The following is a 15,700-nucleotide window of genomic DNA, read 5'->3' as shown; positions in this document are numbered from 1 at the left end:
ACATGGACAGAAACGAAGACGTACATCGACCCGTTTCATGAAGATCATCTCGCTGAGGCCCAGGCATCGAAGAGGTCGACCAGCGGCGGCGCGAAGCGCCACTCGTCATCGGCCCGGATCCGTTGGTCCCCCAACTCCACGACGTCGGGTGCCATCTCACGGAGCGAGCGAGCCGCAGCAGCGGTAATGCCGTTCCCCGTGACATCGAGTCGGCGCAAGTTGCTGAAGGCGGACCAGCGGTCATGGAGACGCAGCGCCCCGGATGCGCCGAGCACGCCAAACGGCAGTCTCAGAGACTCCAATCGTGCGATGAGCGCACTCTCGGCGAGCACGTCCACCAGTGTGTCTTTCAAGTCGCTCACCACGGCCAGCTGACGAAGTTTCACGAATCCGGCGTTGTTCAGCAGCGGGACCAGGTCCCGCGCCGAGCCGCCCCAGCTGTATGCGAAGTGGCCGAGCCAGAGTTCGAGCGACTCAAGCTGTGGAAAGGAGCTTGTACCCAGCGCGGATACCACGGCGGGGTTGAGTGCCTGATCACGCAGCACCAGCCGACGCAGACGTGCCATCTGCGGGAACGGAGACGGAGGCTTCGTGCCGAGGATGTCGTGCGCCATGTCGATGTCGTTGCACTGAACGACCAGCTCATGAAGAGTCGGCACTGCTGCAAGCACCCTCTCCAGCGGCACCGAAAGCCTCCACGAGGAGCCGTCGCGCGACAGATCGTCCGGGATGTAGTCACCGCGACCGAAGTCCGGAAAGGTGCGGGCGCCCAGTCCTAGGTGGTGAATCTCCGGCTGACGGCTGGCGAGTACGTCGACGACCGGGCCAAACGAACCATGGTGAACCCGGCTTGTTGTCACGAGCAGCTTGAGAAGGATTCGCTCGGGGTTCGCGTGCAGCCAGCTCTCGAGCGCCGCCGCGCAGTGGTCCTCGTTGACGTCGTGGCTCGTCGCGATGCCGGGTCGGCTGCACTCCAGAGTGAGATGCAGCTCCGCATACAGACCGCGGTCGTCGGCGTAGAGGACGTGGTTGCACGCGGACGAGTCCATCGGTGCAGCTTACCCGGACAGCCCGACTACGAAAGGGCGGCTCCGCGGCTCCCGGGCACTCCACCACATCATCAGCAGCCCATGCCGCATCGGAGCCATCGCCAAAGCCACCCTCGTCCTCAACAACTCATGGCGATGACTTTCACTGAGAAACCTCACTGAGCGCTTCAGTTGACCGGTTTCGCCAGGTGCCGCGCTCAGCACATGTCCGGGCTCCCCCGCTGGCAACTCGTTGGCATCACATAATCCTGAACGCGTCATTCACGCTCCAGGCAGGATGTCTCCGTGCATCACATCCTGTGCGGGCTCGCCGACAATCCCGCCCTGTCGTCCGAGCTGGTCGACCGGCTGATATCCATCGCGGACGACGACATCGCCACGGGCCTCGCCTGTCGCGCGGACCTCAGCCGTGCGCAGGCGGTCGCGTTGGCCGAGCGCGTCGACGAGAGCGCGGTGCAACTCGCGTACGGGGGTCGGCTGACCGCTGCCGACGTCGATCCCTCCGTCTGGCCGGATGCCGCCCTCGCCCTGCTCGACCAAGGTGTCGGCCGCCCGGAGTGGGCGCGTGTCCTCGCGGCGGATCCGGCCCGTGAGCGTCGGGAGAAGCTGGCAGCCTGCCGCGGCCTCCCGTGCGACGTGGTGGACACGCTCGCGGCGGACCCGGACGTACGTGTCGTCGCCGAGCTTGCGTTGTGGACCACCCCAGACATGGCCGCAAGGCTCGCGGCACATCCGCACGCCGAGGTCCGCCGCGCGGTGGCGAACAACGAGGCGACACCCCCGGCCGCACTGGCAGCGTTGGTGACCGGCGAGGGGCTGCCTGCGGCGCGACGCTGTCTGGTCTGTGACCGCGAGAAGACCCCTTTCGTTCACGATCCGCAGTGTCCACGGCCCGACTGCGATCTGCTGCCGGGCGCCTCCTGCGGCGGCTCCCACGAGTCCACCGTCCACGCCATGCGGGAGGCTGCACTCCGTAACCCTGCCACCCCCGTCGATGTCGTCGTCGGCTTCGTGGACCATCCGTCGATGCAGTTGCGCTGGGCGCTCGCCGCCCGCCAGGACCTGCCCCGGCATGCCTGCGCACGGCTCGCCTCGGACTCCACTCCCGGTGTCCGCGCCGACCTTGCCGAAAATCCCGCGATCGACGATGCCCTCATCCGCGCGCTGGCCGGCGACCGTGACCCCGACGTACGCCGCAGGCTCGCACACCATCCCCGCGTACCGCTCGATGTGCTCACCCACCTGGCTCGAACCACCAGGATCGGCACCACCCTTCTGCCCCGTATTGCCACCTCCTCTCCCACCGAGGTCGAAGAGCTGGCCACGTCACCGGACCCGGCCACCCGAATGCTCGTGGCCCAACGACGCGATTTGCCGCCCGAGATACGCGACCGGCTGGCCGACGACCCCGACGCGAAGGTGGTCAACGCCCTCGCTCCGCACCCGGGCCTCACCGAGGCGCAGTTGCGCACCATGGTCGATCGACACGGTGTCCGTGTCCTGGTCAAGGTGGCGACCAACCCGGACACGCCCCCTGCGCTGCTGGAGGACCTGCTCCGGCACGAACCAGCGGTGCGGAAAGTGTTCCGTGAGGTTGCCCGACATCGCGGGGCGACGGCCTCGGCGCTGCTCGCCTGCCTGGCGGACAAGCGGGCGAGACCCATAGCCGCGGGCCACCCGGCACTCCCGCCACCGGTCATCGCAGAGCTGCTCACCGACACGGACCGGCAGGTAGCGGAAGCAGCGGCAGCCAACCCGTCCCTGCCACTCGCCGTGATGTCGGATCTGGTATGCCAGCAGTGAGCGCACCGCCCGCCGAGTCGACCACCAAGTAGCCCTCGACGGCGATGAGCTGCCGCACCTTGAGGAACATCCGCACTCCTCCCGCCGTCTGCCCGACCCATAATTGCCTTTCGTGCCCTGCCGAGCGGAAGCTAGTGTTCGCGCAGCGAGTGACTCACGAGGAGCGAAGACATGGTCGGCAGTCCGAGCACGCGTTGACGTCTGAGGCCGTGAGCGGCCTGTCATCGCGTGCTGCCCTTAACGCGCGGCATAGCGAGCCTTCCTTTCCCGCTGCCTGAAACGGTCGGTGCATCTGTCGAGCGCCGGTTGGCGGGTCTCGTCTTCGGTCATCCGAGGGGTCCCTGTGCCGTCTTCTTCCTCCGCTGTATCCGATTCCGGTCGACCTGCTCCGTCAAGCCTGTGGCGGGACGGCGACTTCCGCCGGCTCTGGGGTACTGACGGACGCCGGTCGGGCCCTGGCACTGGGCGCCGCCGCCGTGGCCGGCCTCCTCGGTGCGCTCGGCCTGCCGGCGCTGCTCGTGGTTGCCTTCGCCATCGGGGCTCTGTCCGTGTTCTTCGACGTGGCATACCAGGCTTCTTCGGTACGGCTGGTGAGACGCGATCAGTTGGTACGGGCCAACAGCGCGCTCGAGGGCAGTCGGTCCGCGGCGCAGATCGGCGGTCCCGCCGTCGGCGGTGCATTGGTGTCTGTGCTGTCGGCGCCGATCGCTGCCGCCTCCAGCGCAGTGTTTTTCGCGCTGTCGTTCCTGTCGATCCGACGGATCGGTCGCCGCGAATCCATCCCGGAAGGCCCGGAACGTCCACCTCGGGTCTGGCGGCGGATCCATGAGGGCCTCCGCTTTGTCGGCAGTGACATCTCGCTGCGGACTGTGTGCCTCGCATCAGCCGCCTTCCAGGATCGCCTCTGCATTGACGAACTTGGATACATGGAACTCGACCGGCACGGCGCCGAACTCCTCTTCCAGGTGCTGACCGAGCGCGAGGAAAAGACCAGCGTGGCCATCGCCTCCAACGAGTCGTTCGGCGGCTGGACGAAGACGTTCACCGACCCGCGTCTTTGCGCCGCCATCGTCGACCGGCTCACCTTCAACGGCGCCATCATCGAGACCGGCACCGACTCCTACCGCCTCGCCGCCACTCGAGCCCGGGCCGCAGAACCCGCTAAGGCCGGCTGACACATTCGCAGGCCACGCCTCCTCGACGGCTCACCACCCTCACGGGCGGCGAGCCGCCATCAGAAGTCAATGAGCTGCTCGCGAGGCCATCACTGGTGCTGCATTCCGAGCTGGTTCGCGGCGGCTTCCACGGTCTGCGCGAGCAGGACGGCAATGGTCATCGGCCCGACGCCGCCGGGAACCGGAGTGATCAGACGAGCTCGAGTGAGGGCGGTGTCGTAGTCCACGTCGCCGACGTTGCCCGGGTTGTAGCCGGCGTCGATCACAACCGCGCCAGGCTTGATGTCCTCACCGCGGATCAGCCGAGGCCGTCCCACGGCTGCCACCACGACGTCTGCCTCCCGGACGACCGCCGACAGATCAGTCGTGCGGGAGTGACAGTAAGTCACCGTTGTGTCCTTGGCGAGCAGGAGCATCCCGGCCGGTTTGCCGAGAATCGCGCTGCGCCCCACCACCACGGCGTGCTTGCCGGCGAGTTCGACGTCGTACGCTTCCAGCAACCGCATGATCCCGCCCGGAGTGCAGGACACGAAGCCCGGCAGCGCGAAGCTCATCGCGGCGAAGGAATGCATCGTGACCCCGTCGACATCCTTCTCCGGAGCGATGGACTCGAACGCCGCTCGCTCGTCGATGTGCGGGCCGCAGGGGTGCTGGAGCAGGATGCCGTGCACTTCCGGATCGCTGGACAGGTCCGCGAGGGTGTCGATCAGCTCGGCGGTCGTGGTGGCGGCGGGCAGACCGATATGCCGGGACTGGATGCCTGCCTTCGAACACCGCGCTCGTTTCATGCGGACGTACGTGGCCGACGCGGGATCCTCTCCCACCAGCACCGTCGCCAGACAGGGACTGGTCCCCGTGCGTCGTGAGATCTCCGCCGACTTGACAGCGGCCTCGTCGACGATGCGTTTGGCGAGGCTGGTGCCGCCCATGAGCTGGGCCATCTGAGTCGGGGACATCGTTGCCCTCCAGGCGTTGCTGACCACTCGCCCAGGCGCACGGCATCGACGTCTCGTCAGGCCGCTCCCCGGTGGTGCTCCACCTCAGCGCCAGTCGCGGCCCACGCTGAACTGTAGTAGACGCAGCATGCTCACACCGATCAGCGCCCTCGGGTGGCAGCGACTTGCGAAGGCCCATCCCCTCTGCAGTGACGTCACTTCACGTGAACATTCCTGACGCGTCCACACGCGAGATGCCTCCCAAACTCACAGACAAATGCTGCTGCTGGAAGTGACCGAAGCCATACGGTCAACTTCGTCTTCGGGACCTTCAGCCAGCTGGTGAATGTCACGGTCATGGCCGTCCGGCAGACCGTTACTCCGGACGGGATGCAGGGCCGCGCGGCCGCGACGATCAACTTTGTCGGCATGGGGCTGACCCCGCTCGACTCGCTGCTCGGCGGCTTTCTCACGGAAGTGTGGGGGACGCGCACCAGCCGACGGACGCTTCCTGCCCCGCCGGAGACTCCGGACCCGTCTGCGTGACGGCTTCTATCGCCGCGAACAGCCGACATAACTCCGTCAGCGATCGTAGCCATCGCTGTGCGGTTGCCTCGGTCTCCTGGGCCTCGAAGAGGCTCGCGCCGAGTTCATCGCTGGGGCCCGGCCTGAGACGACCGATGAGGTTCGGTGCGTACGTGCGCACGCAGCCCCTGCGGGCCGAACAGGATGAGAAGCTCGACCACGCCGCCATCGGCACTGCCCAGCCAGTGCGGCAAGGAGGTGTCGAACTCGGCTGCCTCACCGGGCGGCAACGTCAGGTCGCGCTCGCCGATCACGAGTCGCAGGTGGCCGTTGAGCACATAGAGCCATTCGAAGCCTTCATGGGTCTGCGGGGTCGGTTCGAGCGGTTCTGGCCGGGCGGGGATGATCATCTTGAAGGCGTGCACCCCGCCCGGTCGCCGGGACAGGGGCACAAAGGTCATCCCGTACCGTCTGATCGGCTTGAGGTGGATCCGGGGGTCGCCGGTGCGCGGGGCACCCACGAGGTCGTCCAGCGGAACGTCGTAGATACGGGCCAGCGGCAGCAGCAGTTCCAGGCTCGGCCGGCGCTGCCCGCTCTCCAGCCGGGACAGGGTGCTCTCCGACACGCCGGTCGTCGCGGCGAGGTCGGCGAGGGTGATGCCGCGGTCACGGCGCAGCGCACGGAGCCGCGGCCCCACCGCGTCGAGCACGTCGTCCGTCTTGGGATCCATGAGGCCCATCTTGCCGTTACCGCAAGTTTTCGTGCCAGGTCGTGGTGTGCCTGGCAAGACTGGGCGCCCACCGACACAAGGAGTCTTGATGAGCACCACCGATGCGGTCGCGTTCTGGGACGGCGTCTATGCGGCCCGGCCCGCAGCCGGCAACCCGCGGCCGAATGTTCGCCTCACCGAGACGGTGACGGGCCTGGCGCCCGGTGACGCATTGGACCTCGGATGTGGCGACGGCGGCGACGCGCTGTGGCTCGCCGGCCAGGGATGGCAGGTCACCGCCGCCGACATCTCGCCGGTGGCGGTCGAGCGGCTCGCCGCCCTCGCCTGCGCACACGGCCTGGGCGCCCGCGTCATCGCCGTACACCACGACTTGCACACGTCTTTCCCGCCCGGCGGATTCGACCTGATCTGCGCCCACTATCTGCACACCCCCTGTGACCTGGACCGGGCAACCGTCCTGCGCTCGGCCGCGCACGCACTGCACCCGGGCGGGCGGCTGCTGGTCGTCGACCACGGCTCGACCGCTCCGTGGTCATGGAATCAGGACCCCGATACCCGGTACCCGAGCCCGCAGGAGGTCGCCGCCGGTATCGGTCTGGCCCCGGAGACGTGGACGGCCGAGCGGGCCGACGCACCGCGCCGGATCGCGACTGGCCCGGGCGGGCGCACCGCCGAGGTCACCGACCATGTTCTCCTCATCCGCCGCACCGCCTGACGCGGTGGTCGGGGCTCCCGACGACGAAGGAAGGTGACCACTGTTGCCCGGCACCACGCGCCACAACCGCCGCAGCGACACCCCGCCGCCCCGGACCGGAAGCAGCGAGATCGAGGTCCTACGCACATTTCTCGACTACCTCCGGACTTCGATCGCTACGAAGGTCGACGGTGCCCCCGAGCCGCAGGTGCGAACAGCCGCAGTGCCGTCGGGTACGAACCTGCTCGGCCTGCTCAACCACCTGACTTTCGTCGAGCGCTCGATGTTTCTCGGGGACGACGTCACCAACTGGCAGGCGACGTTCCAGGCCGCACCGGCGGACAGCGTGGCCGATATCGTGGCCCGCTACCGGGAGGCGGTCGAGCGCGCGAACGACGTTCTCGACGGATGCACCGATCTCGGCGCCCCCGTCCCCCGACCGCGACCGGGGCGCCCCGCTCCCAGCGTCCGCTGGGCACTGACCCACATGATCGAGGAGACCGGCCGTCACGCGGGCCACGCGGACATCCTCCGTGAACTGATCGACGGCTCGACCGGCCGCTGATCCGCCTTCTCCCCCGGCGAACTTCTCCCCCGGCGAAGTGAGGGGGCTCAGCAACTGGGCGAGCGCGGAGCATTACGCGGGCCGAGGGCCGCATCGCTCTTCCCACGCTGCGGCGGCGCTGTTCGCAAGCCAGGACCACTACAACGCCGTGCTGGATCTCGACACCTCGGCCAAGCCGGCAACCCGACCATTGCCACCTGGATCGACTGGGAGATCGGTGCCCGGCAGCGGTTCTGGGACTGGTTCGACGCCGGCATGCCCGACACGGCCCTACTCGGCCTTCGACAAGAAGCACGGTGAGTCACACGAGCAGATGCACCCGGCCACGACGGGCACTCTGGCACCGGTACGGCGCGGCGCGGGGCGTTGATTGCTAGACCTTGAAAGTCTAGTCTTGGCGGGACGCGCCGTTACCGGCACCCGATGGAGGAAGCGTGAGAGCCGCCCACAGCACGGCGCGCCCTGGCCGCCTGGTCTGGATGGACACGGACCTGTGGAAACAGCAGGTGAAGCAGCGAGCCGAGGACGACGGTCTGGCCCGCGCCCGCTCACGGGTCCTTGAGGCGCTCCTGACGGCGTACGCCGAAGGGTCGCTCGACGCGCCCGTTCCGGTCGGCAGCACATTCGGCACGGCGGAGCGGGGCGGATGCCGCGTCTACCTCGATGAGAGCGTGTGCGAGAGGGCCGAGACCAGGTGGAAGAGGCAGGAGCAAGCCCGTCGGGGAGGCGTTCCCGGGTTCGGGCTGCTGTGTGAGGTGCTGCTGAGGGAGTATGCCGAAGGGCGCGTCGAGCTGCGGATCACCGTGGCTCCCGCCGGAAGCACGGGGAACACGGGGAGCACAGGGAGCGTGGCGGCATGAGCGAAGCAGCAGCGGACGGGCACAGGCCCCTGATCCCGCAGCCCAAGACCACAGCGGAGGACCTGCGCGCGGCTCTGGTGCAGATTGCGCCGAACCAGGTGGCCGCGTTCGACGCAGAGCGGACGGCGGCGGTGGAGGCCGCCCGCAGCCAGGTCGACGCGGCCCCCATGCGCCGGTTCCTGCGGCGGTGGGCGCTCGCGGTGGCGATCGAGCGTGTTCCCGCGCGGGCCGCGCGCCTGAGCGAGCTGGAGGCCCGCGCGGGGCAGGTGGCGGATCTGGCCGAGGGGCGTGCCATCGCCGCCGAAGTGGCCGCCATCCATGCGCAGGCGGCGGCCGAGGCCGGAGTCGACGGGCGGACCGCCGGGTGACCGAGGACGCCGGACAGGGGTGGCGCTGGGAGTACGAGCCCGACTACGAGTACGTGGCGAAGGGGCTGCCCAAGCGCGTGGTTGTGGAGGTGGAGCGGCTCGCCGGGCAGCTCGTGGACCTGGCCGAGATGGGCATCGACGTCACGGCCGTAGGAGACGGCCCGAGGCCGGGAGTCGCAGGCGGCGTGCGGCGCCTGTCGGTCCTGGAAGACGGGTTCATGCTGGTCCTGCCGCTCCCCCGGCTGCGCCTTGTCGCCGTTACGTATATCTGCCCGCCGTTCGCCGACCTGTAGCCCGCCCCTTTCGCGCATCCGAGGACCGCGGCCCCGTTTCCGCTCCCGTTCCGGGAACGGGGTGCTGCCGCACATCGTGCCCATGCGACGTCGACGGTGCGCTACCGCAGCGGCCGGTGCAGGCGCTCAACCGCAGAGTTCCCCGCCGCCGAGCGCGACTGCGTCGAGAAGAGCGTCGTCGGCGCCGGTCATCGCCGCTCCGGACGGCAAGGTGCTGCCGCACCGCCCGGCCGATGGCTACCTCGGCGGCCTGTGGGAGCTCCCCGCCGGCGGTGTGGACACCTGCGAGTCCTTGATCGAGGCCCTACGGCGCAAGGTCGCCGAAGAGACCGGGCTGACGATTGCGGCCATCGACTGGTTCCTCGGGCACTTCGACTACCTGCCCAAGAGCGGCAAGCAACCCGACGCGGTCACTGCCGACGCCGCCTCAATGACCCATCCCGCGCATGGATCGCGAACCAGACCGGAGTACCAGGAGCGCGTCCGGCACAGCTCCTGGTCCACGAGCGTGCTCATGGCCTGCCGGGTGCCCTGGCCGCCATCACTGGTGACGTACACCACGGCGGTCCGGGTCCCGCCTCGGGTGACCCCACCCCGGGTGCGACAGCCGAGCGGTTCGCGCGGGTGACCGACGTAGCTGCCGCCACAGGACAACGGGATCTCGCCCGGACCGAGTCCATACCTCACGCCCAGCTCGGGCGCGGGCTTGGTGGTCGTCATCTCGTCGAGCTGCCGCGCAGGATTCGAAGTCCTCCGCAAACGAGTCCTGTTGGCGTGGCCGAGCATGTGGCAACTGAGTACCGAACTTGGTGCCTATGCGAAGCCACCGTTGCTCATCAACAGCTGGCCGTTTATCCACTCGCCTTCCCTGGAGCACAGGAAGTCCACGAGGTGGGCGGTGTCCCGCGGAGTGCCCAGACGGCCGAGCGGGGTGCTGCGGACGCAGTGCTCCCGGGTTTCCTCGGACATCCAGCCGGTGTCGACCGGTCCGGGGTTGATCGCGTTGGCTGTCACGCCGAGGTGGGCGAGTTCGCGGGCGGCGGCCAGGGTGATGCGGTCCAGGGCTCCCTTGCTCGCTCCGTAGGGCAGATTGCCGACGGTGTGATCGCTGGTGAGGCTGATGATCCGGCCGGTTCCCGGGGCCGCGGCGAAGCGGCGTCCGAACTCGCGAATGAGAAGCCAGGTGGCGCGCGCGTTGACGGCGAAGTGCCGGTCGAAACTCTCGACGCTGGTGTCGAGTAGACCGGAATCGACAGACTCGCAGTGGCACATCACCAGCGCGGCGACATGGCCCAGCCGCTGTTCGGCTTCATCGAAGACGCGTGCCGGGGTGTCCGGGTCGGAGAGATCCGCATCGATCGCCGCGGTGGCGGCGCCCTGTTCGGTCAGGGCTTGGCTGATCGCATCCGTCGCACCGGGCTCCCTACCCCAGGTCATGCGGTCGTCGTAGGGGGCCCAGTAGGTGAAGGCGATGTCCCAGCCCGATGCGGCCAGCCGACGAGCTATGCCTGCGCCGATACCGACGGTGCGGCCCACACCGGTAATCAGTGCGAGCGGGCGGCCGGCCGAAGGAACCTGTCCGTGGGCAGGCTGGTCATGATCGCTGCTCATCGTCACGGTCCCGCATCGTTCACGAACAGCACCGGGGCGTCAATCGCTTTTGCCGCGAGGAGCCGGGTTCCGGTGATCCCTCGGCTGGTGCAGGCCGGAGGAGTCGCCCGGCCCCGGCGACGCTGTCACCAAGCACACTGCAGCTCAACTGGGCAGACACGAAGTGAACTTCGAGGGCTTGCACCCCAAATCAGCTGCGGCGTTCCTCGCGGTCGGCTTGTGCGGCGTGTGAAGCGAGGATGCGCAGACGGTCGTGGCTGGGTGTGCCGGGCTCGGCGGTCAGGGTGATGAGCTGCTGGTCGGGGTCGTCGGTGCAGGTGAGGAAGGACCAGTCGAGGATGAGCCGGCCGACGACCGGATGGTTCAGGGTTTTCGTGCCTCTGCCCTGGACAGCGACGCGATGGGCACCCCACCACCGCCGGAAGTCGGGGTCCTGAAGTGACAGCTCGCCCACCAGTTCGGCCAGCCGTGGATCATTCGGGTCCCGGGCGGCCTCCATGCGCAGCTGCGCCAGGCTGATCTGTGCCACCCAGTCCCAGTCCGGGTACAGCGCTCTGATGGCCGGTTCGCAGAAGACCAGCCGTACGAAGTTGCGTTTCCCTTCCGGGAACCGCGCGAAGTCGGTGAACAGGGCGGCGGCCATGGGATTCCAGGCGAGGATGTCCGTGCGCCGGCCCAGGACGACGGCCGGCGTGGTGGGCATGTCGTCCAGCAGCCGCCGCAGCTGTGGCTGAACCTTCTGCGTGGCGCGCCGACGGGGCCGGGCAGCGTCCCGACCGGACAGCTCGAGCATGTAGGCACGCTCGCCGTCGTCGAGCCGCAGAACACGCGCAAGGGTGTCCAGCACCGGTTCGGAAGCCTGGCGACGGCCCTGCTCCAGGCGCGTGTAGTAGTCGGGGCTGATCGACGCCAGCAAGGCCACTTCCTCCCGGCGCAGACCCATGACCCTCCGCCTGCCGGCCGAGTCGGGCAGCCCGACCTGGGCCGGGCTCAGCTCCGTGCGCCGCGCCTTGAGGAAGGCGCCCAGTTCGCCGTGGTGCGCGTTGCTGCTGCTCATAGGTCAAGTCTTACATCGCACCATGCCGGTGACAGGGGGCCTGGCCTGTCCCAGGACAGCGTTGTCCGGGGACACAGGACGCCTCTTACCCACCCGCGTACTGCGTGCGAGTGTCGGTGACGTGATCGGGCGGAGAGGCCCCCGAGGCGGGAGGCCCCTGTCGGGGGAATCCGTCTCATCTCCGGTCACAGCACTTAGTCACAGCACCGCCCACCCGCATCCAGGAGACACAGAACATGAAGACCGGCGTCGCCTTCCCCAGCAACAATCTCGTCGTCGCCGGGATTCTCTTCACCCCCGATGACCACATTGACGGCCGGTTGCCGGCCGTTGTCATCTCCCATCCGGGAGGCGGTGTGAAGGAGCAGAGCCCGAGTATCTACGCCGAGCGCCTGGCCCGGGAGGGATTCGCAGCGCTTGTCTTCGACGCCGCGTACCAGGGCGAGAGTGAGGGCGAGCCGCGAGGCTTGGAGAACCCCTTTCAGCGGGCCGAGGACATCAAGTCCGCCGTGACCTACCTCACCACCCGTGACGACATCGACCCGGACCGTATCGGGGCTCTGGGTATCTGCGCGTCCGGCGGCTACGTCCCCTACGCCGCGCAGACCGACCACCGCATCAAGGGCATCGCCACGGTCAGCGCCGTCGACCTCGGGTCAGTGTTCCGCGAGGGCCTGGGCCGCACGCAGGACCCGGCGATCCTCAAGGCCATGCTCGACCGGTCCGGTGCACTGCGCACCGAGGAAGCACGCGGCGCGGCCCCGCGGCTGGAAGCATGGATTCCCGACAACGCGGAGGAACTGCTGGAGACCGCCACCAGGCAGTTCCGGGAGACGTTCGAGTACTACCGCACCCCACGCGGCTACCACCCCCGAGCGGTCCAGGGATGGGTGCTGCGCAGCATCGACCTGATCGCCCAGTACGACTCGTACGCGATGATCCGGCTCGTCTCGCCCCGTCCCCTGCTGATGATCGCCGGTTCGGAGGCAGAGAGCGCCTACTTCAGCAGGGAAGCGATCGAGAAGGCGGCCGAGCCCAAGGAACTGGTCGTCATCGACGGTGCCACCCACATCGACCTGTACGACAAGGACGAATACGTCACACCCGCCGTCGCAAAACTCACCGAATTCTTCGGCAAGTACCTGGCTGGATGACCGCCTGTCGTGCCCGCGAGGGTGCGGCAGGCCGGCGGGCCCACTGCGAAACCACCTGCGCATTCCAGGCCCTGGTGTGCCCTGGTGGGCTGCTCCAACGCGCGCTACTACAGCCGGTCCATGGCTGAATCCCGGATTGCAGATGTCCATCGTCGGCTGCCCCGCCGAAACACACATTGGCGGGCGCATGGCCCATGGGTACGACGCGGTGAAGGAAATGGCGCCCCTCCGCCTCGCCGGCGCGTTCGCCGAGGCCGGCTTCGCCGCCCTGGTCCACGACCACCGCGCCTTCGGCGCCAGCGACGGCACCCCGCGCCAGGACATCGACCCAGGATGCAGTCGGCTTCTACCTCCAGGCACTCCCCCAAGGAACACGCTGGGACAACAGCGTCACCGTCCGCTGCACCCGCAAGGCACACATGTACGAGCCGGGGGCGTCTTCATCGACCGCGTCTCCCCCGCACCGCTGCTGATGATCGTCGGTGAGCAGGACACCGTCACCCTCACAGACACCGGACTCGCCGCCTACAACCGGGCGCTGGAACCGAAGCAACTGGTGACGATTCCCGGTGGGCACTTCGCCCCGTACACCACCGAGTTCACTCAAGCTTCCGCAGCGGCCACCGCCTTCTTCCGCGGTCATCTGACACCGAGCGGAAACTCAAGCGCACGAATCCGTGCGTCGCAAGCGGCCCACGGAGGCGGTCCGCGCGTTGGACGCGGCGCAGATGGCCGACCGCCCGCCTGCGGCCCCCACCGTGCCGCTCGTGCAGCACCGACTCCCGGGCGGCTACCCCGGCGCCCGGTTCACCTACACGACTGTCCGCTGAAGCAAGTAGCCCCCGTAGCCATCGCGTAGATGTACCATCCAGCACCAACATTGATTGCGCCCCCAGACGAGGGAGCTTGTGGTGGACACCTCTACCGATAACACCAACCTGAAGTCCCAGTACGCGGCACAGATCACCGCAGATCTCGAACGCAACTCCGCCGAACACGAAGCCTTGCGCACCGAAATCTCGGCGCTGCAACAGCAATTGTCGGTGCTCGAGAACAACCGGGTGCTCCTGCTCAGCATGCGGCAGACCCTCGGTGGCGAATCCACCGCCGACGTACCGGAGAACACCGAGGTCAGCGGCTCTGCGGACGGTGTGTCCACTGCGCCGAAGTCCGCAGCACTGCCGGCAGCGCGCAAGCCGAAGAAGAACGCCAACACGACCACCGGCAAGCGGAAAGGGGCAGAGTCAGACAGGAGCCGTCCCAAGCGGGTGAGGGAAACCGGTGTGCCCACTCTCCGGGACCTCATCCGTGATGACCTGATCCAGCACGGTGAACCGCGCTCCGCAGCCGAGGTCACCACCGCCCTCACCCAGGCTCTGCCGGACCGCGAGATCAAGGCCACCGTCGTACGCAGCACTCTCGAGTCGCTCGTCGCCAAGGGCCAAGTACACCGCACCAAGCAGCAGAAGTCCGTCTTCTACTCGGCTACCACCCCGGACACGACCGCCGGTACGTCTGAGCCCGGCGCGGCATCTCCTTCCTGAGACCTGTAACCGTCGTCTCCTGCGCTGCGCTCCGGTCGGCCTCCCGGCACACGACCTCTCGCGTGCCGGGAGGTACTCCTCCCGGCCCGTCGTACCAAGTCCTTGAATGGATCATGGGTGGGTTATGGTGCCAGCATGAGCGTACGGTTCAACGGCTGGCCGGAGCGAGCCATGGACGTGCTACTGCACCTGCAGGGCGAGCCCTCAAGCGCGGTGCGCGAGCAGTACCGCGCGGATCGCGAACACCTCGTCCGGCAGCCGATGATCGCGTTGCTGAACGATGTGGCGGATGCCGATCCACGGTACGAGGACTTCTCTGTCTGGCACTACCGCACAAACTCCTGGTGGTGGCAGCACCAGGGGGCAGTGATCCGACTCGGCCGCAAGATCGAGATCGGTCTGCGGTTCGATCTGGACGGCCTGCGGATCCAGGGGGCCTGGTGGTATCCGGACCCTGGCCAGGTCGCCATGTTCCGCAAGGCCGTCGCCGCCGAGGGCAGCGGCCGCGAACTGTCCGCCATCGTCGAGGACTTGCGGCACAAGGGCTACGCCATCTCCGGGGACATGATGAAGCGCCCCCCACGGGGTTATCCGTCCGACCACTTCCGGGCGGACCTGCTGCGCCACCGCTCACTGATCGCTGCCCAACCCCTCGGCTGCGACGACTGGCTCCACACCCCTGAAGCCGTCGGCAAAGTCCTCGCAGCCGCCGACGACCTGGACCCCATGCTCACATGGCTGGTCCGTCACGTGAAAAGCTCCGCCTGACACCGGAAAGCGCTCCGCCCGCGCCGTCGGCGGGTCCGAGCGGGTTTTCAGGACCTTGGTCGCCCCGTCGCTGACGCCGGAGTACCACCAGTGTCAACGACCAGCCGTACGACCCGATAGGTCACATCGGTGTGATGCCCGGGCTCATGGGTGTGTGCGAAGGGCGCACTCGATGAGGAGGACATGATGCAGTTCGTGTTGGTGATCCACCAGGGCACGTATCCGTTGCCGGGCACTCCGCAGGCGGAGTTGGTGTCGGAGGAGGACAGGAAGGCGGCGTACGCCGACTGGGCGGCGATCGGCACGATGGAGAACGTGACCGGTGCGCCGCCGATGGGTCTGCCCAAGGACGCGACGACCGTCCGTGTGGAGGACGGTTCGGCCGTCACCACCGAGGGGCCGTTCGACAACACCTCGGTGGGCGGGTTCCTGGTGGTCGAGGCGGAGGATCTGGATACCGCGATCGCGATCGCATCCCGCGTACCGCAGGCGCGACTGGGTGGCGCGGTCGAAGTACGACCGTCCGCCAAGTACTGGTGAGTTCCCGGCCCGGTGCGCGCCGCGCACC

Annotated in this window: 16 protein-coding genes, 3 pseudogenes and 1 riboswitch; of the genes and pseudogenes, 14 read left to right on the top strand and 5 right to left on the bottom strand. The window is 68.1% G+C overall.

The features are described from left to right. Positions 1-44: 44 nt before the first annotated feature. Positions 45-1,049, bottom strand: a complete 1,005-nt coding sequence (locus tag ACFV2X_RS47435; protein WP_385628592.1) for a hypothetical protein — start codon at positions 1,047-1,049, stop codon at positions 45-47. A gap of 285 nt (positions 1,050-1,334) precedes the next feature. Here ACFV2X_RS47435 and ACFV2X_RS47430 point away from each other — a divergent pair, with 285 nt between their 5' ends. From ACFV2X_RS47430 to ACFV2X_RS47420, 3 genes and pseudogenes are all read left to right on the top strand, one after another. After that, positions 1,335-2,852, top strand: a complete 1,518-nt coding sequence (locus tag ACFV2X_RS47430) for a hypothetical protein (RefSeq protein ID WP_385628591.1) — start codon at positions 1,335-1,337, stop codon at positions 2,850-2,852. 431 nt (positions 2,853-3,283) lie between these two features. Further along, positions 3,284-3,748 (top strand): annotated as a pseudogene (locus ACFV2X_RS47425) (MFS transporter); the annotation flags it as partial. Beyond that, positions 3,749-4,027 (top strand): annotated as a pseudogene (locus ACFV2X_RS47420) (ATP-binding protein); the annotation flags it as partial. An 89-nt stretch (positions 4,028-4,116) separates the two neighbouring features. Here the strand turns inward: ACFV2X_RS47420 and ACFV2X_RS47415 are convergent. Beyond that, positions 4,117-4,983: a bifunctional 5,10-methylenetetrahydrofolate dehydrogenase/5,10-methenyltetrahydrofolate cyclohydrolase gene (locus ACFV2X_RS47415; protein ID WP_385628665.1), complete on the bottom strand. Its 867-nt coding sequence runs from the start codon at positions 4,981-4,983 to the stop codon at positions 4,117-4,119. A 22-nt stretch (positions 4,984-5,005) separates the two neighbouring features. Next, a riboswitch (ZMP/ZTP riboswitch) is annotated at positions 5,006-5,091 on the bottom strand. A gap of 177 nt (positions 5,092-5,268) precedes the next feature. Between ACFV2X_RS47415 and ACFV2X_RS47410 the strand changes: the two are divergent. Beyond that, positions 5,269-5,508, top strand: a pseudogene (locus tag ACFV2X_RS47410) (MFS transporter); the annotation flags it as partial. A gap of 104 nt (positions 5,509-5,612) precedes the next feature. Here the strand turns inward: ACFV2X_RS47410 and ACFV2X_RS47405 are convergent. Next, entirely contained in the window at positions 5,613-6,218 is a 606-nt protein-coding gene (locus ACFV2X_RS47405; RefSeq protein ID WP_385628589.1) for a helix-turn-helix domain-containing protein, read from the bottom strand. Between the two features lie 88 nt (positions 6,219-6,306). Between ACFV2X_RS47405 and ACFV2X_RS47400 the strand changes: the two genes are divergently transcribed. The 6 genes from ACFV2X_RS47400 to ACFV2X_RS47375 all read left to right on the top strand — a co-directional run bounded on the left by ACFV2X_RS47400 (position 6,307) and on the right by ACFV2X_RS47375 (position 9,626). Beyond that, positions 6,307-6,933, top strand: a complete 627-nt coding sequence (locus ACFV2X_RS47400) for a class I SAM-dependent methyltransferase (RefSeq protein WP_385628587.1) — start codon at positions 6,307-6,309, stop codon at positions 6,931-6,933. A gap of 43 nt (positions 6,934-6,976) precedes the next feature. Next, the gene (locus ACFV2X_RS47395; protein ID WP_385628585.1) at positions 6,977-7,477 is read left to right on the top strand and encodes a DinB family protein; all 501 of its coding nucleotides are present in this window, start codon (positions 6,977-6,979) and stop codon (positions 7,475-7,477) included. Between the two features lie 434 nt (positions 7,478-7,911). Beyond that, positions 7,912-8,337 carry a hypothetical protein gene (locus ACFV2X_RS47390; protein ID WP_385628584.1) on the top strand — a complete coding sequence of 142 codons (426 nt, stop codon included), beginning with the start codon at positions 7,912-7,914 and terminating at the stop codon, positions 8,335-8,337. Further along, positions 8,334-8,705 carry a hypothetical protein gene (locus ACFV2X_RS47385; RefSeq protein WP_089509321.1) on the top strand — a complete coding sequence of 124 codons (372 nt, stop codon included), beginning with the start codon at positions 8,334-8,336 and terminating at the stop codon, positions 8,703-8,705. The genes ACFV2X_RS47390 and ACFV2X_RS47385 overlap by 4 nt, the downstream gene beginning before the upstream one ends. Then, positions 8,702-8,998 carry a hypothetical protein gene (locus ACFV2X_RS47380; RefSeq protein WP_014172659.1) on the top strand — a complete coding sequence of 99 codons (297 nt, stop codon included), beginning with the start codon at positions 8,702-8,704 and terminating at the stop codon, positions 8,996-8,998. The genes ACFV2X_RS47385 and ACFV2X_RS47380 overlap by 4 nt, the downstream gene beginning before the upstream one ends. Positions 8,999-9,209: 211 nt before the next feature. Beyond that, a complete protein-coding gene (locus ACFV2X_RS47375) occupies positions 9,210-9,626 on the top strand; it encodes an NUDIX hydrolase (RefSeq protein ID WP_385628581.1) in 417 nt (138 codons plus the stop codon). 185 nt (positions 9,627-9,811) lie between these two features. Here ACFV2X_RS47375 and ACFV2X_RS47370 read toward each other — a convergent pair whose 3' ends face one another. Both ACFV2X_RS47370 and ACFV2X_RS47365 read right to left on the bottom strand, forming a co-directional pair. Continuing rightward, the gene (locus ACFV2X_RS47370) at positions 9,812-10,609 is read right to left on the bottom strand and encodes an SDR family oxidoreductase (protein ID WP_385628579.1); all 798 of its coding nucleotides are present in this window, start codon (positions 10,607-10,609) and stop codon (positions 9,812-9,814) included. 190 nt (positions 10,610-10,799) lie between these two features. Next, complete coding sequence (locus ACFV2X_RS47365) at positions 10,800-11,666, bottom strand: helix-turn-helix domain-containing protein (protein WP_385628577.1); 867 nt, start codon at positions 11,664-11,666, stop codon at positions 10,800-10,802. Between the two features lie 236 nt (positions 11,667-11,902). On the opposite strand from ACFV2X_RS47365, the gene ACFV2X_RS47360 reads away from it, so the two are divergent. The 4 genes from ACFV2X_RS47360 to ACFV2X_RS47345 all read left to right on the top strand — a co-directional run bounded on the left by ACFV2X_RS47360 (position 11,903) and on the right by ACFV2X_RS47345 (position 15,672). Beyond that, a complete protein-coding gene (locus ACFV2X_RS47360; RefSeq protein ID WP_385628575.1) occupies positions 11,903-12,820 on the top strand; it encodes an alpha/beta hydrolase in 918 nt (305 codons plus the stop codon). Between the two features lie 884 nt (positions 12,821-13,704). Then, positions 13,705-14,364 (top strand): BlaI/MecI/CopY family transcriptional regulator, encoded by a 660-nt coding sequence (locus tag ACFV2X_RS47355; RefSeq protein ID WP_385628572.1) that lies wholly within the window; start codon positions 13,705-13,707, stop codon positions 14,362-14,364. Positions 14,365-14,499: 135 nt separating this feature from the next. Next, a complete protein-coding gene (locus ACFV2X_RS47350; protein ID WP_385628569.1) occupies positions 14,500-15,132 on the top strand; it encodes a DUF2461 family protein in 633 nt (210 codons plus the stop codon). Between the two features lie 183 nt (positions 15,133-15,315). Then, positions 15,316-15,672, top strand: a complete 357-nt coding sequence (locus ACFV2X_RS47345) for a YciI family protein (RefSeq protein WP_385628566.1) — start codon at positions 15,316-15,318, stop codon at positions 15,670-15,672. Positions 15,673-15,700: the final 28 nt, after the last annotated feature.

This window comes from Streptomyces sp. NPDC059679, assembly GCF_042734105.1.
Lineage (GTDB): Bacteria > Actinomycetota > Actinomycetes > Streptomycetales > Streptomycetaceae > Streptomyces.
This window is presented reverse-complemented; position numbering and strand designations above follow the sequence as displayed.